This window comes from uncultured Shewanella sp., assembly GCF_947501665.1.
In the GTDB taxonomy this organism is placed as follows: domain Bacteria; phylum Pseudomonadota; class Gammaproteobacteria; order Enterobacterales; family Shewanellaceae; genus Shewanella.
The window spans coordinates 1-23,482 of the sequence record NZ_CANMWS010000024.1; the positions used below are offsets into that span (position 1 = coordinate 1).

The window sequence follows — 23,482 nt, forward strand, 5'->3', positions numbered from 1 at the left end:
GAACTTGCATTGCTCAAACAATGCGATTGACACTTTTAAGTCGGTGGTCGGTGCTAATAGAGAGGGGATGATTCTATCGGCTAAGATTTTGCAGGAGAAGTACACTTAAGTTTCAGCTATTTCACAGCTGATGGACTGGCATTGCTCAAACAATGTGATTGACATTTTTAAGTCGGTGGTGGGTGGTAATAGAGAGAGGATGATTCTATCGGCTAAGATTTTGCAAGAGAAATACATTTAAGTTTTAGCCATTTCACAGCTGATGAAATCGCATTTCTTAAACAACCCAATTCACACTTTTAAGTCGGTGGTGATGGTAATAGAGAGAGGAGGGATAATTTTATAGGCTAAGGTTTTGAAGGAGAACTACACTTAAGTTTTAGTTATAAATGATGTGAGCCACCTTTTTTGCTTGAGGTAAGCTGCTAAGCAAAAAATGCTTATTGGCAGTGGACATCATTAGGGGTGATATGTTCTATATCAAATGGGTGTTAGGGCGATTTTTAAGACCTTTGCCAGCTTGTTTAGGGCTCATGTTCATCGCCTTGCTGCTTTTATTTCTTACTGATAGTTATTTCAGTTATCGTTTATTAGGGCTTGTCTTTATTTTACTGTATTCATTGAGCCTTAAACCTGTGGCTTTTCAATTATTAAAGCCACTTGAGTTTGCTTATCCGGCTTATTCCAATACACCTATTCGTTTTATTCATGTGTTAGGGTGTGGACACCTTGAAGATGCTACTTTACCTATCACTAGTCAATTAAGTTATCCCTCTTGTCTTCGCGTGGTTGAAGCTGTTCGCATTTGGCATTTGAATCCTAAGTCGATTATTTTGTTATCAGGGTATAGCGGTCTGGGTCACACTCGTTCGACAGCAGCCATGCATCAAGAGTTAGCATTGGCTTTGGGGATCCCGTGTGGATCGATTCAAATTTTTGAAAGACCAAGAGACACTGAAGAAGAAGTTAAGTTGATGAAAGAAACAATAGGCGATGGAGCGGTTGCTGTGGTGACAACAGCCAGTCATATGCGCAGAACTATGGCATTTTATCGCAAAATGAATATGAACATTATCCCTGCGCCCACTATGCATTTGAGTCGAGTCGCTGTTAGACCGCTAACACTTGCTTGTTTTTATCCTCAAGAATCTTATTTGCAAATGTCGGCCACGGCTCTGCATGAGTGGATTGGCCTGTTATGGATGAAAATTAAACCTTACCCTCTAAAATATAAACCCTAAACCCTCAAATTTTCCCCCGGCAATGTTTTGCCACTTATCATGACTACCTTGATGTATTAGCTATAACATGGTTAATATCCTTCATTCATCGGCCTCCTATTGTATTCATTTATTCTTTGGCACATCAATTGCTTGGTAATTTGTATTCAATATCAAGAGGCAAATTTATGGCGATTAACTTTGATAAGGCGTTAGGCGTTCATCAATATACCTTAGGGGTTCGTTCCCAAAGAGCGGAAGTTTTGTCTTCCAATATTGCCAATGCCGATACGCCACAATATAAAGCTCGAGATATTGATTTTGATAAAGCTTTAGCGTCTGCTAGCCGTCAACAAAATGGGCTTAAAATGGCAAAAAGCCATAGCAAACATTTTGATTTAGAGGCGTTATCTCAACAAACTCCAGGTTATCGCACACCCAATCAACCGGATACGGGAGATGGTAATACAGTCGATATGCAACAAGAGCAATCGGCTTTTATGCAAAATTCACTGGAATATCAGATGTCACTGGGTTTTTTGGATAGTGGGTTTAAAGGGTTAAAAAAAGCCATTAGAGGGGAGTAGTGATGGGCTTATTTAATATATTTAATGTGGCGGGATCGGGAATGTCTGCTCAGTCAGTGAGGTTGAATACGACAGCCAGTAATATTGCCAACGCTGATGCTGTGTCCAGCAGTGTTGATACAACCTATCGTGCGCGTCATCCAATTTTTGAGGCCACGTTGAGCCAGGCTAAAACACAGCAGTCTTCTGTTGGGGTTGCGGTGAAAGGGATAGTGGAAAGTGATTTACCCCTTACAAAAACCTATTCTCCTAATCATCCTATGGCTGACACCGAAGGGTTTATCTATAAGCCAAATGTGAATGTGATGGAGGAAATGGCAGATATGATTTCAGCATCTCGTTCATATCAAATGAACGTACAAGTCACGGATGCAGCCAAAAGTATGTTACAGCAGACATTAAGAATAGGAAAATCATAAAATGCCATTACCTTATTTTGATATTCAACATATTTATAGAAGAGCAATGATATGAGCGCATCCAGTATTGTGACGGGAAACCCATTCTTAGATGCGTTAAGACTGCCAACAGAATCAGTGATCCCAGAAGAAAATAATCAAGAGTTGACCCAAGAAGACTTTTTAACGTTATTGACGCAAGAATTATCGATGCAAGATCCGTTTAAACCCGTTGAGAATGATCAAATGGTGCAACAATTGACATCGTTTTCAACTGCTGATGGGATCAGCAATTTAAATGATGAAATTGTTAATCTCAATGCCATTATGACGTCGAGTCAAGCACTAGAGGCATCGAGTCTAGTGGGGCAAAAAGTGCTTATTCCTTCAGATACTGGCTATATTTCCGCTGAAGATCCTACTCTCAATTCTGTTGTCAGTACACCTGAGGCCATTAGTGAAATTACTGTGCGAGTCGAAGATGAAAAAGGGGCGTTAGTCACCAGTTATATTGTTGATGGTAGCGCGGGAGGCAATATTGATCTGAGTTGGGATGGATTAGATGCGAATGGTGAAGCCGTGACAGCAGGGAGTTATTCGATTAAAGCCAGTGGACGAATTGATGGTGAAAGCCAAGAATTACCCGTATCGACTTATGCGCATGTAACAAGTGTGTCTTTAGGCACCAGTGACACGGGAGCCATACTGAATTTACGTGGGCTGGGTGGCATTCAAATGGGTGATGTGTTGGCGGTTTCTGAGTCATAATTGTTGTTGAATGGCTCAGGCACAATAGATATAAAAATAAGAAATAAAAAAGATAAAAGGGATGGGAATATGTCGTTTAATATTGCACTGAGTGGTATTTCTGCCGCACAAAAAGACTTAGATACCACAGCAAATAATATTGCTAACGTCAATACAACAGGTTTTAAAGAATCTCGCACTGAGTTCGCTGATGTGTATGCTAACTCTATTTTTTCTAATGCAAAAACGGCGGTTGGTGGTGGTGTCACGACGACTCAGGTGGCGCAACAATTTCATCAAGGTAGCTTACAGTTTACCAATAATGCGTTAGATATGGCGATTGGTGGTGGTGGTTTTTTTGTGACCTCTTCAGGTATCGATAATCAAGACTTTTCCTTTACACGAGCGGGAGATTTTAAAGTCGATGCGAATAATTATATTTCTGACTCTCAAGGTAATTTCTTACAAACCTTTCCGGTTGATGATGAAGGCAACTCTACCGCGGTGAGTTTAACTACCACTGGCCCAGTACAAATTCCCGATACAGCAGGCAGCCCAACAATGACAGAAAATATTGGACTGCAAATGAACCTTAATGCAGGTGATGATGCCTTGGATGTCAGTGCCTTTGACCCTAATGACAGTGCGACCTTTAATTATTCGACGTCTGTCACTATGTATGACTCTTTGGGTGAACCACATATTTTAAGTTCTTATTTTGTGCGTCCTCAAGAGGCGGCTTATACCGGCGAAAGTAATTGGGTTGCTTTTTATGCCGTGGATGGAGAGCCTGTCGATGTAGATGGCACGGCGGCCACATATGATATCGACAGTACAGGCGATGGAGCAGCAGACAGTACTGCCACAGCCCAAACTACAGCAGGTTGGAAAGGAGCCGTACTCACATTTAATGATGTGGGGAGCTACACAGGCAGTACGCCAGCAACCATTACGACAGAGGCGCTTGGTGTGGGCGGCGCAGGGGTGTTAGGGGCTGGAACAGATGGCGCACAAACATTAACCATTGCTTTTAATAATCCGACTCAATATGCCGGTATTTCTGAAGCGACTCAATTAACTCAAGACGGGACGACTGTGGGTCGACTCACCAATGTTGAAGTGGGAGCCGATGGCCTGATTGTGGCCAGTTACAGTAATGGCTCAGCGGTGCCACTTGCTCGAGTTGCCTTGGCGCGTTTTGCCAATGAGCAAGGCTTAACCCAAGTGGGGAATACGTCTTGGAAGGCGAGCTTAGACTCAGGCGCTGCTCTTGCTGGTGAGGCTAATAGCGGCACTTTTGGTGATATTACGTCATCGGCATTAGAGCAATCAAATGTGGATTTAAATAATGAACTTGTGGATCTCATCTCTGCGCAGCGAAATTATCAAGCGAATTCAAGAACCCTTGAAGTGAATAATACACTTCAACAAACCATATTGCAGATCCGTTAATCGGTTGATTTTCTCGCTAAGGCCAATGCGGCAAGTGTTTGCCGCTAGTTGTAATGGCACAAAGCTTGCCTTGTTATATGGGAAGAGATGAGAAATCGCCCATTATCAGGCCTGTTTAAGTTGATTGGAGTCATCAATGGATAAATTACTGTATATTGCGATGAGTGGGGCGAAGCAAAATATGAACGCTTTAGCGGTTAGCGCCAATAATTTGGCGAATGCCAATACTGATGGGTTCAAATCTGATTTAGTGCAAGCACGGTCAATGCAAGCTTTTGGCGAAGGTTTGCCGACTCGCGTTTTTGCGATGACAGAACTCCCTGCATCAGATTTTACGCCCGGCGCAATAAAAACCACAGGACGTGATTTAGATATTGCCGTTAAAGGGGAGGGCTGGATTGCTGTACAAACCGCGACAGGTGAAGAAGCCTATACCCGCTCTGGAAGTTTAAGCTTTGATGCCACCGGACTCTTACAAAATGATAGAGGCACACCGGTTTTGGGGAATTATGGTCCCATTATTTTGCCCTTGCCTATCGATAAAGTTGAAATCTCTCAAGACGGTATTATCTCGGTGCGCCCGCTTGGGGCCACAGGTGATGTGGTTGAAGAAGTCGCGCAGATTAAACTCGTGAACCCAGGTAATGACAATATGATGCGGGGGGAAGATGGTTTGTTTCGTCTGCTTTCAAATAACCGTGCCCCAGCGAATGAAAATGTCAGAGTGGAAAGCGGGGCTGTTGAAGGTTCAAATGTGAATGCGGTACATGAAATGGTGTCAATGATTGATATCCAGCGTCAGTTTGAAATGCAAGTGAAATTAATGAAAGCGGCTGAAGATAATGATAAAGCTTCTGCATCATTGATGCGGATAAGCTGAGATGGATTTGATGTCATCATAATAATAATCGTTGCGAATGCAAAGCATGCGCTAGAACGAGGAGTAAGGATATGCATCCAGCATTATGGATAAGTAAAACGGGTCTTGATGCGCAGCAAACTGATATTGCTGTTGTGTCCAATAATGTGGCTAATGCCAGTACGGTGGGATTTAAAAAAAGTCGAGCCGTTTTTGAAGATTTACTTTATCAAACGGTGAACCAAGCCGGTGGAGTCAGTGCTGCGAATACTAAATTACCCAATGGACTCAATATTGGTGCGGGCACGAAAGTGGTGGCGACGCAAAAAGTCTTTAGCCAAGGTAATATGATCACAACGGATAATTCATTAGATTTAATGATAGAAGGTCCGGGCTTTTTTGAGGTGCAAATGCCTGATGGCAGTGCCGCTTATACGCGCAGTGGCCAATTCTCATTAGATGAAACAGGGCAAATAGTGACATCCGGATCTGGGTTTGTCGTCCAGCCAGGGATCACCATTCCAGAAGATGCGACGAGTATTACTGTGTCCTCTGAAGGGGAAGTGTCGGTGAAAGTCAGTGGCGAAGCTGAAAATCAAATTTTAGGCCAATTGAATATGGCAGATTTCATTAATGCCAGTGGTTTAGAGCCCCAAGGACAAAATTTGTATATTGAAACCGGCGCCAGTGGCGCGCCCATTGAAGGGACGGCTGCGCTCGATGGCATGGGGGCCATTCGTCAGGGGGCGCTGGAAACCTCCAATGTGAATGTGACTGAAGAGCTGGTAAATTTGATCGAAAGCCAGCGTATTTATGAAATGAATTCAAAAGTGATTACTGCTGTGGATCAAATGCTTTCCTATGTTAATCAAAACCTGTAAGACAGATGTTATGACAAACGCCATATTGTGCATTGCTTGGCGGCGAGTGCTAATGAGAGGTCTGATGGGATGGGCTTTCATCATCTTATTGTCTGCTTGTACCTCAAGTCGAAGTAAACCCATTGCGGATGATCCTTATTACGCGCCTATTTATCCTGAAGCACCACCTACAAAAATGGCGCCCACAGGATCTTTATATCAAGAACAACAATCTTCAAGCCTTTACACTGATATTCGTGCTCATAAAGTGGGTGATATTATTACCGTGGTACTCATGGAGTCGACTTCTGCAAAGAAAAGCGCCAACAACGAGATCACTAAAGGCTCAGATCTGACCTTGGCACCGATTTATGCTGGAGGGAAGAATGTGACCATTCATGGTAATCCCATCGATTTGAATTATTCCGATAGCATGAAGACCAAGCGTGAAGCCGATGCCGATCAGAGTAATAGTCTTGCGGGCAGTATTTCTGCAAATGTCATGCAAGTATTGAGTAATGGTAATTTGGTTATTCGAGGTGAGAAATGGATCTCCATTAATAACGGTGATGAATTTGTTCGCATTACAGGTATTGTTCGTGCCGAAGATATCAGTCCCGATAATCGAATTGAATCGCCTCGAGTGGCCAATGCTCGTATTCAATACAGTGGTACAGGCACTTTTGCGGATTCACAAAATGTGGGGTGGCTGAGTCAGTTTTTTTATAGCAGCTGGTGGCCTTTTTAATGATTATACGAATATTGACGTCTGCTTATTCTCGTTTATCTTGGGCTGGATGGGGATTATTTCTACTTTTATTGCTAATCAATGTGTTGATATCGCCTTTGGCTCAAGCCCAGCGTATTAAAGATATTGCCAATGTTCAAGGTGTACGTGATAACCAATTAGTTGGCTATGGGTTAGTGGTTGGACTGCCCGGTACTGGAGAGAAAACACGTTATACAGAGCAAACGTTTACGACAATGCTGAAAAATTTTGGCATTAATTTACCTGCTAATTTTCGGCCAAAAATAAAAAATGTGGCTGTGGTGGTGGTGAATGCCACTATGCCAGCGTTTATTAAGCCTGGGCAAAATATGGATGTGACAGTGTCGAGTGTGGGGGAAGCGAAAAGCCTTCGAGGCGGCACCTTGTTGCAAACGTTTTTAAAAGGCTTGGATGATAAGGTGTATGCCGTCGCTCAAGGTAATATGGTGGTCAGTGGTTTTAGCGCTGAAGGTTTAGATGGGTCTAAGGTGATACAAAACACGCCGACTGTGGGCAGGATCCCTAATGGTGCGATAGTAGAACGGGCGGTGTTGAGCCCTTTTGCTAATGGTGATTACTTGACGTTTAATTTACACCGTGCAGACTTTTCAACCGCGAAAAGTCTAGCTGATACCATTAATGCTTTATTGGGACCGGGTATGGCAAGGGCTATTGATGGGACATCCATTCAAGTCAGTGCGCCCAGAGATGTGTCTCAGCGAGTGTCATTTCTGGCCACATTGGAAAACATTCAAATTGAGATGGCAAACGAATCAGCTAAAGTGATTGTGAATTCGCGCACAGGCACCATAGTGGTAGGGAAAGATGTCCGTTTACTGCCCGCGGCGGTGACTCATGGTGGCTTAACGGTCACCATTGCAGAAGCGAATGCAGTTTCACAACCCAATCCTTTTGGGGAGGGGGAAACGGTCGTGACAACCAACAGTCAAATTAATACGGCAGAGGAAAATAGTCGTATGTTTATGTTTAATCCAGGCACGACTTTGGATGAACTGGTGCGTGCGGTTAACTTAGTGGGCGCGGCACCCTCTGATGTATTGGCCATTTTAGAAGCATTGAAAATGGCGGGCGCGCTTCATGGTGAGCTGATTGTGATTTAGTCGTTATATACTCGTGATATTTCCAGCTGAATCCTGCAGCTTGAAGTCTCACGGGGATAAGTGAAGTACAATGGAACTGACATATGAATAAACTATCAGACCCCTCGCACTTTTTAGATTTAGACAGTTTTGCCGCGTTACGTTTAAAGAGTCAAAAAGACTCTCCTGAAGCGTTAAAGCAAGTGGCACAGCAATTTGAAGGTATTTTTGTGCAAATGCTCATGAAAAGCATGCGGGACGCTAATAAAGTGTTTGAAGCCGATAGCCCGCTTAATAGCCAGTACACACAGTTTTATGAGCAGATGCATGATCAACAAATGTCACTTAATTTATCCCGTGATGGCATGCTCGGGTTATCGGATTTGATGGTGCAGCAATTAGCCCCGCAAACCAGCCAAATGTTACCTGCATCAGTATTAAGAACCGATGAGAGAACGGGTAATCATGGGGGTGGTTTGACGCCAAATACGTCTTTTAACAATCAGTTAATGCCAGCAGATTCACCGTCAGCTAGGCCTCATGTACAAGGGGGGAGCATCAATGAGAATCCCTTGTCCCAAGAGACGTTGAATATTGCCTTTGCTCATCATCAGCCAGTCGCTCAGCGTCAAGTTAACCCTAATGACTCCGCTGGTTCTCAAGGTTTGAGCATCAAAGAGGAGCCGTCTTTGAAAGTGAGAGCGGTGAGTACCCCTTTTCAAGCATTAAGTCCACAAACCTTTGTGGCCAAGCTTTACCCTTATGCTAATGAGGCGGCAAATCGTTTGGGTACACAAGCGGAAGTTTTATTGGCTCAGTCGGCATTAGAAACGGGTTGGGGGCAAAAGGTGATCCAAACCCAATCAGGAAACACGAGTCATAACTTGTTTAATATTAAAGCCGGTCATGGATGGAAAGGAGAAACCGCAGTGGTGCTCACGCAGGAATTTGAGCAAGGGCAACAGGTGAAACAACAAGCGCCCTTTCGAGTTTATGATGATATTAAGCACAGTTTCGATGATTTTGTGGATTTATTAACTCAAAACGATCGTTATCAAGGGGCGGTGCAATTAGCACAAGATCCTAAGGCTTTTATACAAGGCCTGCAAGATGCAGGTTTTGCCACGGATCCGCAATATACCCATAAAGTCATGAGAGTGTTGAAATCAATCACGCAAGATTTATTGCCTTAGAAAAAAGGGCAGAAAAATAGCCAGAGGTACTGCATTTATTTTACGGAATGAAAAAAGGCTCAAGGATGAGTGAAATTTGCCGTTAACCTAATATTGAACAGGGTATTTATCGTGCTGTTATTTGTTAAAGAAAAAGGAGCCAGTGATGGCGGTTGATTTGCTCAATATTGCTCGAACGGGTGTGCAAGCAGCACAATCGCAATTAGCGGTAACCAGTAATAACATAACCAATGCTAATACCGAAGGCTACAATCGACAAGTGGCTTCTCAGTCCAGTTTAGATCCGCAATCCTATGGTGGAAACTTTTACGGTACAGGCACTTATATCAGCGATGTTAAACGTATTTATAATGATTATGCCGTTAAAGAATTACGTATTGGCCAAACGGCAGTCAGCGCAGCCCAGACACGATATACCAAGGCTTCAGAGTTGGATCAATTGTTTTCTTCTGCGGGTCAAGCTCTGCCACAAGGCTTAACAGATTTATATAGCAGTCTATACAGTTTGGCTGATTCCCCAGAAGATTTAGGCCTGCGCACGAATGTGCAGAGTCAAGCGGATCAATTGGCTAGCAGCATGTCTCAAATGCAAACATCCCTTGATGGACAAATGCAGCAAACCAATGATGAAATTACGGCTATTACAGAACGTATTAATGCAATTAGCAGTGAAATTGCCACGATAAATAATGAGCTGATGAAATCAACAGGTGACAATGCGCAATTGCTCGATGCACAAGATTCACTTATTAAAGAGTTAAGTGGTTATGCGCAAGTGAATGTCGTTGAGCTTGATACGGGGGCTAAAAGTGTGATGCTAGGCGGCTCGGTGATGTTGGTGTCTGGGGAAGTGGCGATGTCACTGTCAACGAGGTCTGGGGATCCGTTTCCCGATGACATTAGCATGCAAGCGTCTAACGGCAATAATAGCATTCAGGTTGATATCGCCGCTTTGGGGGGAACTTTAGGGGCGTTCGCTGACTTTAGGGATGAGACGTTAACACCGGCTGTTCTTGAGTTAGATAAGATGGCATTGGGAATAAGTGATGCGTTTAACTCGTTGCAAAGGCAAGGGATAGATTTAAACGGTGAACTTGGACAGAATATATTTACTGATATTAACGCATCTCAAATGGCTTTTGGGCGAGTGGGCGCATTGAGCAGTAATACAGGCTCTGCGAATTTAAGTGTCAATATCGATGATGCATCGGCTTTAACGGGGACAGAATATACCTTAGTGTTCACATCCCCTGCCAGTTACGCATTAACGGATCCCAACACTGGTACCACTTCGGCATTAACGTTAAATGGCAACAGCCTTGAGGGAGCTGATGGGTTTAGTATTAATATTGATAGTGGCGTCCTCGCCTCTAACGATACCTTTATGTTGCGTCCAACGGCAGGGGCTGCGAGTGGTTTTGATGTTGTGATGAGCTCTCCTTCGACCCTAGCCAGTGGCCGCCCAAAGATAACACCTGATGAAAGTAACAGTGGCAACACCAGTTTGACGTTAACCAGCATTGATGATACTAGTGTTGCAGGCTTTCCTGTTACGGGCTCAGAGTTAACTTTTAGTATTGATCTTACCGCGAATACCTTTGAGGTCTTTGATGTGGATGGTGTGTCTTTAGGCGCAGCAGCAAGCTATACTCCGCCAAGTATCAGTGCTTATGGCTTTAGTTTTGATATTGACTCTAGCGCGACAGGCACCGAAGGTTTTACCTTCGATTTATCGCAATCAGCAGGCGACAATACTAACTTAGTGCAAATGGCAGCGTTAAGTGAGATAAAGCTGATGAATGGTGGTCAAGACACATTAACAGATGTGTATGAAAACACTAAGCTGGCTATTGGTAGTGAGACAAAAACCGCCGAAGTTGGGGTCAGTGCCGCCGATGCGGTGTATGCGCAGGCCTATGACAGAGTCCAGTCAACATCGGGAGTGAATTTAGATGAAGAAGCCGCCAATTTAATGCGCTTTCAACAAGCCTATTCGGCGTCGGCAAAAATTATGACTGTGGCGACAGAAATTTTCGATACGCTTTATAATTCATTGCGTTAACTCGCTCCCTGATAACCCGACATCACACTGAAGTTAAGGAAGTATTGATGAGAATCTCAACCGCACAAATGTTTAATCAAACCTCATCGAGTGTGCTGAAACATCAGTCAAACACGAATGACATTTTAGGCCAAATATCGTCAGGTAAAAAAGTTTCCACGGCAGGCGATGCGCCTGTAGCAGCCATAGCGATTGATAACCTCAAACAACAAAGTACTCAAGCTGAGCAATATATCAGTAATATTGATATGGCGACGGGACGACTGTCGGTAACCGAAAGTACCCTTGGTAGCATTGAGAATGTTGTACAAAGCATGCGTGATAAAATGCTTCAAGGGGTGAATGGCAGTTTAAGTGATTTAGACAGACAGGCTTTAACCGATGAATTACGGGTGAGCCTCGACCAACTGGTTAATTTAGCCAACACTAAAGACAGTGCGGGTAATAGTATTTTTTCAGGCTTTAATACTGATGTGACGCCTTTTGCCTTCGATAGCATGGGCAATATTAATTACAGTGGAGATGTTGGTGTGAGGGAGACCTTTATTGCCCCTAATCGCACTTTAGCCACTAATATTACCGGTGACAGTGTGTTTATGAATGTTCCTAATGCCATGGGGGATTATAGCGCGACCTATGATGCTGCTCAGCAAGGCAGTTTTAGTGTGAAAAGTGCTCAAATTAGTGACAGTGCGACTCATATATCCGGTCAATACCAGTATGAATTTATTGATAACGGCTCAGGTGGACTGGACCTTGATGTGACTGACTCCTTCGGCACGGTTACGCGCATGAGTCAAGTTGATACAACGCAGCCCATCACGCTTAATGGCTTAACGGTGCAATTAGAAGGCACCCCTGTGGCGGGTGACACTGTGACCTTAAATCCGAACACCAATGCCAATCTATTTGATAGCCTAAGTGACATGATAACCTTGCTTGAAACTGGAGAGGGAGTTAATAGTCCCTCTGGTCAAGCTGAATTCACTCAGTTATTAAATAACATTGATAGCGGCCAAGGGCTGCTAGCATTGGGACGCTCACAAGCAGGTAATGATTTAAATGCCTTAGATAAAGCCAAAGATGTGCATATTGACACTCAGCTTATCAATACCTCTGCTTTGTCATTATTAGAAGATGTCGACATTGCCAGCGCCATTACCGAATATGAAAAGCAACAATTATCACTGAACGCCGTTTCACAGTTGTTTGGGGAGGTTAATTCGGTGTCATTATTTGATTATTTATGATGTATCTTTGACAAAATGCATCATTTTTTGACGTATTTGTAAAATAATTCCTAAAGCTTAAATCAGCGCTGCCGTTAAAGTAATTGTAACTAGGATATGTATCCAATTCAGTCGCCTGACTTGAGTAGACAGGCAGTAGTTAAGGCTAGCGAAAGCTAGGTAAAGAGGAATTAACCATGGCGATTACAGTCAATACCAATGTCACTTCAATGAAGGCGCAAGGCAACTTAAATGGTGCGAATAGTAGCCTTCAAACTTCAATGGAGCGTCTGTCTTCAGGATTGCGTATCAACAGTGCCAAAGATGATGCTGCGGGCCTACAAATTTCTAACCGTATGACCAGCCAAATTAATGGCATTGGTGTGGCTATGCGTAATGCCAACGACGGTATTTCAATCGCACAAACCGCCGAAGGGTCAATGCAAGAGTCCACCAATATTTTACAACGTATGCGTGATTTATCTCTGCAATCGGCTAACGGTTCAAACTCTCAAGATGACCGTGACTCGATGCAAAAGGAAATCAGTGCGTTACAAAGTGAATTAACGCGTATTTCAGAAACAACCTCTTTTGGTGGTCAAAATTTATTGGATGGCAGTTACGGCACCCAAAGTTTTCAAGTGGGTTCAAACGCGAATGAGACCATTTCAATTTCGTTATCAGCGACTGGGGCTAAAGATATAGGTGATACAGCCAATAAAATATCGACAGCAGGATCAGTTTATGGCGCTGCGGTGGGTACGACAACTTTAGCGGCTGCGACAGGGGTTACTGCTGATACATTAAATATAAATGGTGCCAGTATTGGTATTGGTGCGGGTGCTACGGCCACACAGACAGCAGATTTAATTAATGCTTCTGATGCAGGAGTAACAGCAACGACAGAAGTGAGTGCAACAATTGGTGCATTATCAGCTGCTGATGATGGAACATTAACTTTAGGTGATTCATCTTTTGATCTCGCAAGTTATGCTAATAATAGCGAAGCCTTAACAGACGATTTAAATGCGGCGGGTTTTACTGCGACTTATGACTCTGCAACAAGCAGCATATCACTTACAGCAACAGGTGTAGATGGTATTGAAATTACTGGTAGTACAGCAGGTACTGTGACGTTAGATGGAACTGCTGCGGGAACTGGAGATATCTCAAAGACTGCTCAGTTAAATTTATCATCAGAAAAGAGTATTTCATTATCAAGTGCTGGTGGTAACGAAGGTGAAATGTTTGGTGCCACTACATCAACCGAGACATTTAGCTCAGTGGCTGATATTGATATTTCTACTGCCAGTGGTTCTCAAGATGCCTTAGCGATTATTGATGGTGCATTGGCTACTATCGACTCACAACGTGCCGATTTAGGTGCGGTGCAAAATCGCATGAATTTCACTATTAATAACTTAAGTAATATTCAAACCAATGTATCGGATGCTCGCAGCCGTATTCAAGATGTGGATTTTGCCAAAGAAACGGCGGATTTAACCAAGCAGCAAATTTTGTCGCAAACCTCATCGTCTATGTTGGCGCAAGCGAATCAATTGCCACAAACAGCGTTATCGCTGCTAGGTTAATTATTAACCGTTAGGCATAAGCGCGTTGATTGAGTGTGTTCGCCTGAATGCGTTGAGATAAATAAAGGAGAGCATAGGCTCTCCTTTTCAGGTTTATATTCGTTGATGCCGTTGTCGTGATTTTTGTCGTATTGCTTCCCTTTTTCGGCTTTTAGGTTATTAAGGAGTGGGTTGGTATGGAGCTAGAAATCACGCCATCATTATTAACGGCTTTATCGAGTGTGATGCCTGTTGAGGCGGTGAGTGGAAGGGAGCATTCAGGTGATCAATCAAGATCGCGAAAAGATAATGACAAATCCAGCACTGCCCTTAATGCAAGCGTAGAGAGCACCGATAAGCTTGATGCGCTAAATCATAATGATGCAAGGCTTACAGATTGTCTTGATTCATTGGCAAATATGCAAGCAATGCAGCGAACGGCATTACAATTTCGCCTCGATAAGGTGTCTGGACAAGATGTGATCCGCGTGGTGGATATTGAGTCAGGTACGCTTATTCGACAACTGCCCAGCGCAGAAGCGTTAGCCTTGACACAAAAGTTAGATGAGATAAAAGGCCTGTTAATTGAGATTCAAGTTTAAGGGGCAAGTTAGGTTAAGGGTATGCCAGATTTCATTTTCATTGAGATTAGCAATGACATGCCGTTTATTTGTCAGTCAATACAGGTAAAGGAGAAAGAACATGCCTATTACGTCGGTCGGTATTGGTTCCGGTATGGATATCAATGGCATTGTCTCAGCGTTGGTTGGCGCTGAAAGTGCGCCTAAAACCGCCAAGTTTGATGTTGATGAAGGTAAGTATAATGCGCAGATCTCCGCAGTGGGCTCCATTAAAAGTGCCGTGTCTGAGTTTCAAACAGCTATTGAAGCATTAACCGATGCTAATACGTTTTTAACTCAAAAAAGCAGCCTGTCTAAAAGTACCTATTTAAGTAGCAGTGTGGATGAAACGGCGGTATCAGGCAGTTATCAATTGCAAGTTAAGCAATTGGCTGAAAGCCATAAAATTGGCTCGGCTTCAGTGAGTGATAGCAGCGCAGTTCTCGGTGAAGGCAATATTAACATTGATGTCAATGGCGAGCACTTTGACATTGAGGTGGCCTTGGATGACACACTTGAGTCGGTGATGAACAAAATCAATACCAGTGACGATAATACCGGTGTGACAGCCACTATCATTAATGGTGACAATGGTCCTCAGCTGATCATGACGTCCAATGATACAGGTACAGATAATCAAATCACCGTGGTGGGCAGTGATTCAGATGGTGGAACAGGTATTAGTGATACTTTTACCATGACGGAGCTGAGTTCGGCCAAAGATGCCATTATGACCATTGATGATATTGAAGTGACGTCAAGCTCAAACACAGTCGAAAATGCCATTACAGGAGTCACTTTTACATTAAAAGAGGCGGATGTTGATGAAACAACGGTGCTTAAGATTGAGCCCAATACCAGCGGTGTAAAAAGCCAAATTAATACCTTTGTGGAATCTTACAATGCGTTAATCACCACGATTAGTGGCTTATCGGGTTATAACGCGGAAACACAGCAAGCGGGAATTTTGCAAGGTGATGCGTTGCCTCGTAGCATGCAAAGTCAATTACGCGGTTTGATGTCTGATGGTTATGATACCCCTAACGGAAGTTTAACATTGGCGTCAATTGGCGTAACGACGACTTTAGATGGCACCTTGGAGATTAAGGATGATTTATTAGACAGTGCGCTGGAGTCAGGATTAACGGATATTAGCGCGCTGTTTAGCACAGAAGAGTCTGGTTTGGCGGTTAAGCTGGATAGTTTTGCCACCAGTTACGTGCAAGCAGGTGGGATTTTAGATGCTCGCGATAACACGCTAGATAATCAATTGACCCGTTTAAGTGATACCCGTGAACAATTTGCGTTGAAAATGGCAGCCTATGAGGCGCGTTTATTTAAACAATATAACGCCATGGATTTAGTGGTGGGTAACTTGAACTCTCAATCTAACCAGTTGCAAGAGCGGCTCAATTCTTTACCTGGTGTGGTGTCAAATAATGAGTAATGCTATTCACTTTTTGGGCCTTTCGGCCTGTTTTTTAATCGACAGACCCTGAAGGGATAAGTACATTTACTTAACATATGAAACCAGTTGTGAGTACCATTTTAGAGGGCCGTGGAATGGATAAATGCACAGATAACAGCATAGAAAAGCACATAGGCAAGTGCATAGATAGGCCCGAACATAGGCTCATTTCGATTAATAAAGCGATTCAGGCGTTGTTAGAAGACTTAGGGCAGATTACCGATAGTTACGCCATAGATGAAGATAATGTAGTTATTTTGCAAGAGCTTATAATGGAGCGGGAACAACAAATAACATTAGGGCTGACACAAGATCAACACGACAGTGATTGGGATCACGCGTATTTACGTGCGCAACTTAAGTTAACCAATGAGTTTCAGATGCAGGCGACAGCGATTTTATCGCATTGTGCTTCTGCGTTACAATTTAGTCATAAAAGTAAACGTAAGCTAAATGTTTATCAAACGATAGCGACAAGTAAGTAGGGGGTTATATGAGAAGTTCTTTACAATCATACCGTAAAGTGTCTGTTGAGGGTGGGATGAGTGTTGCATCACCTCATAAGATTATTCAGATGTTGTTTTCGGGTGCCCTTGAAAGATTAGCTCAAGCAAGGTGTGCGATTGAGCAAAATGATCTTGCTAAAAAAGGTGAAGCTCTGGGCAAGGCCATAAGTATTGTATCGGGATTGAATGGCAGTTTAAACATGGAAGTGGAAGGTGAAGTCGCCAATAATCTCAATGCCTTGTATGACTTCATGTTACAGCAAATGTCAGCGGCAAATGTGAATAATGATGTGACAGCCATTGATGATGTGATGGATATTTTAAAAGTGATCAAAGAAGGTTGGGACAGTATTCCGGCCGAAATGCACCAATTATCCTCGGAGCAGTAACAGACTTAGGTCGAATAGTTGCCAGCTTGTTGACATTGTTTTTCCTTGTGAGGAGTCAATTATATGACGTATTTTGAGCGTTTCGTTGTTTTTTTGGGCTAAACAAGGGTGAGAAGCTGATAAATCTCATTAGAGGCTTGCTTATATGCAGCTGATAATACACTATTCATCTTCACAGTGATTGTGTGTAGTTTGTTAATGTAATACACAATTATTTAAGCAACCAACACTAATAATTAATGCGAAGCAATATTTGCACTTTATGGCCGTACTGAATGATGCAAACAGATCAAAGAATTTTACTTGTCGGTAGCCAATCAGATCGAACCAATCGCTTATCTTGCGTATTTGAGTTCTTGGGTGAAAAAGTCGAGTTTATCGATTTGGATAAACTCGAACATTATACCAAGTTGACTCGCTTTAGAGCGGTTGTTATTCCAGCAGCAACACAGTTACCTGTATCGCTGCCGTCTTTGGCGACCAAAATACCTTGGCAGCCCATACTGCTTTTAGGGCAATTTGAAGAGAGTAAAGCTTCAAATATTTTGGGCTGTATTGAAGAACCCTTAAATTACCCTCAATTAACTGAGCTACTCCACTTTTGTCAGGTGTTTGGTCAAATTAAGCGCCCAGAAGTGCCGACCAGTGCCAATCAAACCAAGTTATTTAGAAGTTTAGTTGGGCGCAGTGAAGGCATCGCCAATGTCAGGCATTTGATTAACCAAGTGGCGAGCTCTGATGCAACCGTATTGGTGTTAGGGCAATCGGGTACAGGCAAAGAAGTCGTTGCGCGTAATATTCACTATTTATCTGGTCGCCGAAGTGGGCCTTTTATTCCAGTGAACTGTGGTGCAATACCGCCAGAACTCTTAGAAAGTGAGTTATTTGGGCACGAGAAAGGCTCCTTTACTGGGGCGATAAGTACTCGAAAAGGGCGCTTTGAACTTGCAGAAAAAGGCACCTTATTTCTGGATGAAATAGGTGATATGCCGTTGCAAATGCAAGTCAAATTATTACGTGTTTTGCAAGAAAAAGTCTTTGAGCGCGTGGGCGGGAGTAAATCGATTATTTCCGATGTGCGAGTGGTGGCCGCTACCCATAGAAACCTAGAAGCTATGATTGAAGCGGGCGATTTTAGAGAAGATCTTTATTACCGTCTCAATGTTTTTCCCATTGAAATGCCGGCACTGTGTCAACGCAAAGAAGATATTCCTTTGTTATTGCAGGAACTGGTAAGCCGTGTGTTTAACGAAGGCCGTGGTCGTGTGCGGTTTACTCAACGGGCCATTGAATCGTTAAAAGAACATGGTTGGTCAGGGAATGTCCGTGAATTATCCAATTTAATTGAGCGCTTAACCATACTGTACCCCGGTGGCTTGGTGGATGTGAATGACTTGCCTGTTAAGTATCGTCACATTGATGTCCCTGAATACAGTGTGGAAGTCAGTGAAGAACAATTAGAACGGGATGCGTTGGCGTCTATTTTCAGTGATGAGCCCATTGATATTCCTGATACGCGTTTTCCAAGTGAACTGCCAGCAGAAGGAGTGAACTTAAAAGATATGCTAGCGGAACTTGAGATTGATATGATCCGTCAAGCCCTCGATCAACAAGATAATGTGGTGGCAAGGGCCGCTGAAATGCTTGGGATCCGCCGTACAACCTTGGTGGAAAAAATGCGTAAGTATGGATTAAGCAAAGACTAGTCATTAATACAATGGCGTACCATTTATGGTTAAAATGCCCAATGAGATAGTCTCATTGGGCATTTTTTATGATGGGTTACTTTGGCATAAAACCTGCTAGTTAAATAGAAATATGCTCAAGGGTGATGGACATGAGCAGTTTTTTGACGGAGCCTTTATGTTATTACCTTCAGCAGCGCCTATTTCATCAAGCTACTCTCTAGACAATAATGTGATGTTAGAAGAAGTCGCAGGCCCTTTAGCTAAGGCAAAAGGGGCGTCTCTTAGCATTAAACCTTCATTGGAGCTTGATCATCGTATGAGGCATATTTTGCATGCCATGCCATCAGGTATTGTGATTTTGAATGCCAATGGCGTGATTGAGCAAGCGAACCCTGTGGCGTGCGAGTTATTGCGGCAAAATAACCTTTCGGCTTATCAAAAGGACCATGGGGATACAGAGCCTGTGAAGGCTAATGCCATGTCACCCCTTGTAGGCCAGTTATGGCGGGAGGTGATTAAAACGGCTTTTTTACCCCAAAATGATGATGGCTATGAAGTGTCATTGCGCTCTGGGCGTCGAGTCAGTATTGCCATTAGGCCATTAACCCCTGAGCCAGGGCAACTCATTGTACTCACTGATCTTACAGAGACGCGTCGGCTGCAAAAAAATGTGTCTCATTTACAACGGTTATCAGCATTAGGTAAAATGGTGGCCACATTAGCCCATCAAGTTCGCACGCCACTCACTGCGGCCATATTATATGCAGAGAATTTAAGCCACCATCATATCACTCAATCTGTGCGCGATAAATTTCAGAAAAAACTGCTTAATCGATTATTTGAACTTGAGCATCAAGTCAGTGATATGTTGTTAACGGTGAAAGGTCAGTCTCAACAGACAAAAAGTGGCACCACCATTGGGGCCGTTATTGAGAAAGTCCTTGAAAATTGCACGCCCATTGCACACAAATATCAATGCCAATTGACAGTCAATAATGCCGATAGCGACAGCGATAGTGGTAGTTATATCGATAGCCAAGGTCATATTGTGGTGGATGAGCCAGCGTTAGTGTCGGCATTGAATAATGTATTAATGAACAGCTTAGAAGCAGGCGCATCCAACATTGCCTTGCAGGCCTATAAAGATGACGCTTATCTTGTGGTGGAAATTCTAGATGATGGTGCGGGCTTAATACCGTCATGTAAAGCCAATACGCCTTTTTTTACCACGAAAGCACAAGGGACAGGCTTAGGCTTGAGCGTGGTTCGTTCTGTGATGGCACAACATTGTGGTGAGTTCTCTATCGTCAATCGTTCAGAAAGTCATGCTGACAGTCAAGGTTGTCGAGCCTTATTGCGTTTTTTAACGAGTACAAAGCAAGATGATGTTCAAGCAACAGCGGATGCTGCAAAGCATGGCGGTATCAAATGACGCAAGGACGATTATTATTGGTTGAAGATGATGATGACTTACGTGAAGCCTTAACGGATACCTTGTTATTAGCGAACTATGAATGTCATAGTGTAAATAGTGCCGAAGCGGCGATTGTTTTTTTGAAACAACAGGTTCATCCTATCGATCTGGTTGTCAGTGATGTGCAAATGCAAGGCATTGGTGGCATGGGATTATTGGCTTACATGCAAACCCAATTGACCACGACGCCTTTATTATTAATGACAGCGTTTGCCAGTATTGATGCCGCCATTGCGGCCATTAAGCAAGGGGCGGTGGATTATTTACAGAAACCGTTTTCCTCTCAAGTGTTACTCACTCAAGTGTCGCGCTATTTGCAGGCGCATTCAAATACACACTCATCCAATACCCATACATCAAAGTCTCGGCATGGAAAAACAAGACTCCCCCGGCAAACGATCACTGATGTGATTGCAGCAGATGAGAAAAGCTTAGTCTTGCTTGATTTGGCGAAAAAAGTTGCCTTATCAACGGCATCTGTGATGATTTTAGGTCCCAGTGGCACGGGCAAAGAAGTGTTAGCGCGCTATATTCATGAGTCGAGTGATCGCGTATTAAAGCCTTTTGTGGCGATTAACTGCGCCGCTATTCCTGAGGCAATGCTTGAAGCGACGCTGTTTGGTTATGAAAAAGGCGCCTTTACGGGGGCTCATCAAGCTTGTCCCGGTAAATTTGAACTGGCTCAAGGCGGCAGTATTTTATTGGATGAAATATCGGAGATGCCACTGGCTTTGCAAGCTAAACTCTTACGTGTTTTACAAGAACGAGAACTTGAGCGGCTCGGTGGCCGAAAAATCATTAAATTGGATGTTCGAGTCTTAGCCACATCAAATCGCGATTTGCAGCAATGGGTCAGTGATGGCTTGTTTCGAGAAGATCTCTATTATCGCATTCATGTGTTTCCGCTTACTTGGCCAGCGTTAGCAGAGAGACCCAAAGACATATTGCCTTTGTCTGAATATCTATTGCAACGTCATCAATCTTCACCGCCATATAGTGTGTTAAGTGAACCTGCGAAGTATCGATTGCAATCCTATGCTTGGCCTGGAAACGTCAGGGAGCTGGATAATGTATTACAGCGTGCCCTAATTGTGGCCGAGAGTGGGGTGATTGAGCCTCAAGATTTGTTGCTTAATGATGGTTGGCAATTAACGCAGGAATGTTCGCATGTTCATGTTATTGATCAAGTTAGTGTTCATGACAGCGCTCAAGTAAAAGTAGGCTCAGTCAGTGACATGAGCCTCAGCAAACATGATATGGATATGACACCATTCATGCAACCCGTTAATCAAGTAGTAAAAAAGCCGATGGATCACTATAGGTCAGCGTCGACCCAAAAAGAAAAAACAGAGTCAAAAGAGCCAAAAGAGAAAAAAGGCCCATTGGCCCAGCTCAGTGATGAAAAACAACATCAAGAATATCATTTGATTTTACAGGTGCTACAGCATTATCAAGGTCAGCGAAAAGCGGTGGCAGACCAATTGGGCATAAGCCCCAGAACCCTACGATATAAGATGGCGAAGATGAGAGAGTTAGGGATGGCGATCCCATCAGCCTAATAGGTGTTCTATTTGTGTAGAACACCTTAGGTGGGTTTTATGATTAAGCTTCGCTTAATGGAACCTTGTGAGTGAATACTCACATTGTGATATTAGGTATTAAGTTACGCTTAATGGAAGGTCGTGAATTCCCATTCACACAGGGCCAAAAGGGGATCAACAGCAATCCCCTCTTGGATCACCTTTGCCGCCCCCGACGGAGTGAAATGCATTGGTTAGGTGCTTCGTTCTTATAAAAGAAATAACTGACATTTTCGATGCTACATCCCTATAACCCGAAAATTAAACAGATATCCCTATCTGCTTTACGCTATTTATTTCAACGAACTTCAGCCACTCCGATGGGGATCTAAAATCAACAGAAAAAGCAAAGATAAAAGCAGGGGGGCGATTATAGCTGCCTACATTCTAAATTTGTGTTTATTTCTTTACGCAGGCTAAGCTTGTGAGTGGCCATTCACACTGGGGTGTAATCAATAACCTCATTTGTTTAAAGTTATCTTATTTGAAATGATTGGAGTTATTTAAGTTAATTGCCTGCCGCAGGCTTATGTGCGAATACAAAAAATAACTCGCCGTTAATATGTCCCTATAGGCTCAACGAATGCATCCCTGCATCCGATGGTTATTTTTGCATTCACACTGATTTGAAAAGAAAAAGCAAAAGAAAAAGCAAAAGCAAAAGCAAAAGCCCCTCCGCCAGCCGAAATGCACATAGTGCTATAATTATGCTGCGAGCAAATGTTCCATAAAGGCCTCGTTCGGCGATTTATACCCGAGTGAGGCTCTCCCTCTAGTATTGAGGATGTGTCCCAGTTTAGCGATATCTTCATCGCTAACCAAGTTAAAATCTGTGCCCTTAGGGTAAAAACGCCTTATCAACCCGTTCGTATGCTCATTTAATCCTCTTTCCCATGAATGATAGGGCATAGCAAAGTAAAAGTCGGCTCCCGTCATCTCTGCTATCTGACTAAGTTGAGCAAACTCTGACCCATTGTCAGAGGTGATGGTCTTAAATTCGTGGAGCGTTGACCCTACGATATCACTAAAGGCATTAACCACGGTCTCAGCTCGCTTGATCGGCAACTTTCTGATAATAAGTGCTTTATTTGCCTTATCAACCACAGTCAATAAAAATGATTTTAGCTCTAATCCAAAAATCGTATCTATTTCAAAGTGTCCAGGCTCTTGTTTGAAATCCGCAACAGTCGGTCTTTCCTCAATGCCGGTACGTCCGACAATCTTAACCCGCTGACTCACTAATTGACGCTTATTGTAAGGTTTTCCACGATGAGGGAGTAATTTATACAGTGTCCCTTCCATCTGTTTATCATGCTGAATATATCGATAAATCGTGTTTTCGCTGACAGATATTTTGTGCTTAAGTCTGAGTTCCCCGCTGATAACATCAGGTGAAGTATGCACAAGCAGTCTGTCATGAATGAACTGACTCACTTTATCTGTAATTTGCCTAAAACGCTTATCAGAGCTGGCATCGGTGCGTCTCGCTTGCGCCAAGGTTACTGCTCGACGGCAAGAATAAAGCTTATTAAAATCTACTGCTGTGTTACGTTCAACTTCTCGGTAGACCGTTGATGTAGAGACGCCCAGCTCCTTGGCTATCTGATATCTAGACACATTACAGGCTAAGCGTTTTTCTATGTAACACTGCTCTTTCTGAGTCAGATGCTTACCACCCATGAAATAAAACCCTTATTAAATAACTCAACA

Annotated in this window: 21 protein-coding genes; 20 read left to right on the top strand and 1 reads right to left on the bottom strand. The window is 43.2% G+C overall.

The genetic code is table 11. From position 1 onward, the window contains the following. The first annotated feature begins 470 nt into the window (after positions 1-470). The 20 genes from Q0976_RS17645 (at position 471) to Q0976_RS17740 (ending at position 21,751) form a co-directional block, all read left to right on the top strand. Positions 471-1,241, top strand: coding sequence for an ElyC/SanA/YdcF family protein (locus Q0976_RS17645; RefSeq protein WP_299495192.1), 771 nt, complete (start codon positions 471-473; stop codon positions 1,239-1,241). Between the two features lie 167 nt (positions 1,242-1,408). After that, complete coding sequence (gene flgB / locus Q0976_RS17650) at positions 1,409-1,807, top strand: flagellar basal body rod protein FlgB (RefSeq protein ID WP_299495193.1); 399 nt, start codon at positions 1,409-1,411, stop codon at positions 1,805-1,807. A 2-nt stretch (positions 1,808-1,809) separates the two neighbouring features. Beyond that, positions 1,810-2,226, top strand: coding sequence for a flagellar basal body rod protein FlgC (gene flgC, locus Q0976_RS17655; protein ID WP_299495194.1), 417 nt, complete (start codon positions 1,810-1,812; stop codon positions 2,224-2,226). 51 nt (positions 2,227-2,277) lie between these two features. Then, positions 2,278-2,973 carry a flagellar hook assembly protein FlgD gene (locus Q0976_RS17660; RefSeq protein ID WP_299495195.1) on the top strand — a complete coding sequence of 232 codons (696 nt, stop codon included), beginning with the start codon at positions 2,278-2,280 and terminating at the stop codon, positions 2,971-2,973. A 69-nt stretch (positions 2,974-3,042) separates the two neighbouring features. Beyond that, on the top strand, positions 3,043-4,404 hold the full coding sequence (gene flgE / locus Q0976_RS17665; protein WP_299495196.1) for a flagellar hook protein FlgE: 1,362 nt from the start codon (positions 3,043-3,045) through the stop codon (positions 4,402-4,404). A 136-nt stretch (positions 4,405-4,540) separates the two neighbouring features. Beyond that, complete coding sequence (gene flgF / locus Q0976_RS17670; protein ID WP_299495197.1) at positions 4,541-5,284, top strand: flagellar basal-body rod protein FlgF; 744 nt, start codon at positions 4,541-4,543, stop codon at positions 5,282-5,284. A gap of 71 nt (positions 5,285-5,355) precedes the next feature. Continuing rightward, on the top strand, positions 5,356-6,144 hold the full coding sequence (gene flgG, locus Q0976_RS17675; protein WP_299495198.1) for a flagellar basal-body rod protein FlgG: 789 nt from the start codon (positions 5,356-5,358) through the stop codon (positions 6,142-6,144). A 64-nt stretch (positions 6,145-6,208) separates the two neighbouring features. Then, a complete protein-coding gene (flgH, locus tag Q0976_RS17680; protein ID WP_299495199.1) occupies positions 6,209-6,871 on the top strand; it encodes a flagellar basal body L-ring protein FlgH in 663 nt (220 codons plus the stop codon). Beyond that, the gene (locus Q0976_RS17685) at positions 6,871-8,013 is read left to right on the top strand and encodes a flagellar basal body P-ring protein FlgI (RefSeq protein WP_299495200.1); all 1,143 of its coding nucleotides are present in this window, start codon (positions 6,871-6,873) and stop codon (positions 8,011-8,013) included. The genes flgH and Q0976_RS17685 overlap by 1 nt, the downstream gene beginning before the upstream one ends. Positions 8,014-8,096: 83 nt before the next feature. Next, a complete protein-coding gene (gene flgJ, locus Q0976_RS17690; RefSeq protein ID WP_299495201.1) occupies positions 8,097-9,185 on the top strand; it encodes a flagellar assembly peptidoglycan hydrolase FlgJ in 1,089 nt (362 codons plus the stop codon). 145 nt (positions 9,186-9,330) lie between these two features. Further along, positions 9,331-11,247, top strand: coding sequence for a flagellar hook-associated protein FlgK (flgK, locus tag Q0976_RS17695; RefSeq protein ID WP_299495202.1), 1,917 nt, complete (start codon positions 9,331-9,333; stop codon positions 11,245-11,247). A gap of 47 nt (positions 11,248-11,294) precedes the next feature. Next, a complete protein-coding gene (gene flgL, locus Q0976_RS17700) occupies positions 11,295-12,497 on the top strand; it encodes a flagellar hook-associated protein FlgL (protein ID WP_299495203.1) in 1,203 nt (400 codons plus the stop codon). A 176-nt stretch (positions 12,498-12,673) separates the two neighbouring features. Continuing rightward, a complete protein-coding gene (locus Q0976_RS17705; RefSeq protein WP_299495204.1) occupies positions 12,674-14,068 on the top strand; it encodes a flagellin in 1,395 nt (464 codons plus the stop codon). Positions 14,069-14,244: 176 nt separating this feature from the next. Further along, positions 14,245-14,649, top strand: coding sequence for a flagellar protein FlaG (locus tag Q0976_RS17710; RefSeq protein ID WP_299495205.1), 405 nt, complete (start codon positions 14,245-14,247; stop codon positions 14,647-14,649). Positions 14,650-14,749: 100 nt separating this feature from the next. Next, complete coding sequence (fliD, locus tag Q0976_RS17715; RefSeq protein ID WP_299495206.1) at positions 14,750-16,114, top strand: flagellar filament capping protein FliD; 1,365 nt, start codon at positions 14,750-14,752, stop codon at positions 16,112-16,114. A 116-nt stretch (positions 16,115-16,230) separates the two neighbouring features. Then, complete coding sequence (locus Q0976_RS17720) at positions 16,231-16,620, top strand: hypothetical protein (RefSeq protein ID WP_299495207.1); 390 nt, start codon at positions 16,231-16,233, stop codon at positions 16,618-16,620. A gap of 8 nt (positions 16,621-16,628) precedes the next feature. Beyond that, positions 16,629-17,030 carry a flagellar export chaperone FliS gene (gene fliS, locus Q0976_RS17725; protein WP_299495208.1) on the top strand — a complete coding sequence of 134 codons (402 nt, stop codon included), beginning with the start codon at positions 16,629-16,631 and terminating at the stop codon, positions 17,028-17,030. Positions 17,031-17,305: 275 nt separating this feature from the next. Continuing rightward, positions 17,306-18,736 carry a sigma-54-dependent Fis family transcriptional regulator gene (locus tag Q0976_RS17730; protein WP_299495209.1) on the top strand — a complete coding sequence of 477 codons (1,431 nt, stop codon included), beginning with the start codon at positions 17,306-17,308 and terminating at the stop codon, positions 18,734-18,736. A gap of 157 nt (positions 18,737-18,893) precedes the next feature. Next, positions 18,894-20,150, top strand: coding sequence for an ATP-binding protein (locus tag Q0976_RS17735; RefSeq protein WP_299495210.1), 1,257 nt, complete (start codon positions 18,894-18,896; stop codon positions 20,148-20,150). Beyond that, positions 20,147-21,751 (top strand): sigma-54 dependent transcriptional regulator, encoded by a 1,605-nt coding sequence (locus Q0976_RS17740; protein ID WP_299495211.1) that lies wholly within the window; start codon positions 20,147-20,149, stop codon positions 21,749-21,751. The genes Q0976_RS17735 and Q0976_RS17740 overlap by 4 nt, the downstream gene beginning before the upstream one ends. A 726-nt stretch (positions 21,752-22,477) precedes the next feature. Here Q0976_RS17740 and Q0976_RS17745 read toward each other — a convergent pair. Beyond that, on the bottom strand, positions 22,478-23,452 hold the full coding sequence (locus Q0976_RS17745) for an IS30 family transposase (protein WP_299495212.1): 975 nt from the start codon (positions 23,450-23,452) through the stop codon (positions 22,478-22,480). Between the last annotated feature and the right edge of the window lie 30 nt (positions 23,453-23,482).

What these genes read in the sequence shown, in the direction of transcription:
- Q0976_RS17645 (WP_299495192.1), top strand. Translation starts at nt 471, where the DNA reads ATGTTCTATATCAAATGGGTGTTAGGGCGATTTTTAAGACCTTTGCCA.
- flgB (WP_299495193.1), top strand. Translation starts at nt 1,409, where the DNA reads ATGGCGATTAACTTTGATAAGGCGTTAGGCGTTCATCAATATACCTTA.
- flgC (WP_299495194.1), top strand. Translation starts at nt 1,810, where the DNA reads ATGGGCTTATTTAATATATTTAATGTGGCGGGATCGGGAATGTCTGCT.
- Q0976_RS17660 (WP_299495195.1), top strand. Translation starts at nt 2,278, where the DNA reads ATGAGCGCATCCAGTATTGTGACGGGAAACCCATTCTTAGATGCGTTA.
- flgE (WP_299495196.1), top strand. Translation starts at nt 3,043, where the DNA reads ATGTCGTTTAATATTGCACTGAGTGGTATTTCTGCCGCACAAAAAGAC.
- flgF (WP_299495197.1), top strand. Translation starts at nt 4,541, where the DNA reads ATGGATAAATTACTGTATATTGCGATGAGTGGGGCGAAGCAAAATATG.
- flgG (WP_299495198.1), top strand. Translation starts at nt 5,356, where the DNA reads ATGCATCCAGCATTATGGATAAGTAAAACGGGTCTTGATGCGCAGCAA.
- flgH (WP_299495199.1), top strand. Translation starts at nt 6,209, where the DNA reads ATGGGATGGGCTTTCATCATCTTATTGTCTGCTTGTACCTCAAGTCGA.
- Q0976_RS17685 (WP_299495200.1), top strand. Translation starts at nt 6,871, where the DNA reads ATGATTATACGAATATTGACGTCTGCTTATTCTCGTTTATCTTGGGCT.
- flgJ (WP_299495201.1), top strand. Translation starts at nt 8,097, where the DNA reads ATGAATAAACTATCAGACCCCTCGCACTTTTTAGATTTAGACAGTTTT.
- flgK (WP_299495202.1), top strand. Translation starts at nt 9,331, where the DNA reads ATGGCGGTTGATTTGCTCAATATTGCTCGAACGGGTGTGCAAGCAGCA.
- flgL (WP_299495203.1), top strand. Translation starts at nt 11,295, where the DNA reads ATGAGAATCTCAACCGCACAAATGTTTAATCAAACCTCATCGAGTGTG.
- Q0976_RS17705 (WP_299495204.1), top strand. Translation starts at nt 12,674, where the DNA reads ATGGCGATTACAGTCAATACCAATGTCACTTCAATGAAGGCGCAAGGC.
- Q0976_RS17710 (WP_299495205.1), top strand. Translation starts at nt 14,245, where the DNA reads ATGGAGCTAGAAATCACGCCATCATTATTAACGGCTTTATCGAGTGTG.
- fliD (WP_299495206.1), top strand. Translation starts at nt 14,750, where the DNA reads ATGCCTATTACGTCGGTCGGTATTGGTTCCGGTATGGATATCAATGGC.
- Q0976_RS17720 (WP_299495207.1), top strand. Translation starts at nt 16,231, where the DNA reads ATGGATAAATGCACAGATAACAGCATAGAAAAGCACATAGGCAAGTGC.
- fliS (WP_299495208.1), top strand. Translation starts at nt 16,629, where the DNA reads ATGAGAAGTTCTTTACAATCATACCGTAAAGTGTCTGTTGAGGGTGGG.
- Q0976_RS17730 (WP_299495209.1), top strand. Translation starts at nt 17,306, where the DNA reads ATGATGCAAACAGATCAAAGAATTTTACTTGTCGGTAGCCAATCAGAT.
- Q0976_RS17735 (WP_299495210.1), top strand. Translation starts at nt 18,894, where the DNA reads ATGTTATTACCTTCAGCAGCGCCTATTTCATCAAGCTACTCTCTAGAC.
- Q0976_RS17740 (WP_299495211.1), top strand. Translation starts at nt 20,147, where the DNA reads ATGACGCAAGGACGATTATTATTGGTTGAAGATGATGATGACTTACGT.
- Q0976_RS17745 (WP_299495212.1), bottom strand. Translation starts at nt 23,452, where the DNA reads ATGGGTGGTAAGCATCTGACTCAGAAAGAGCAGTGTTACATAGAAAAA.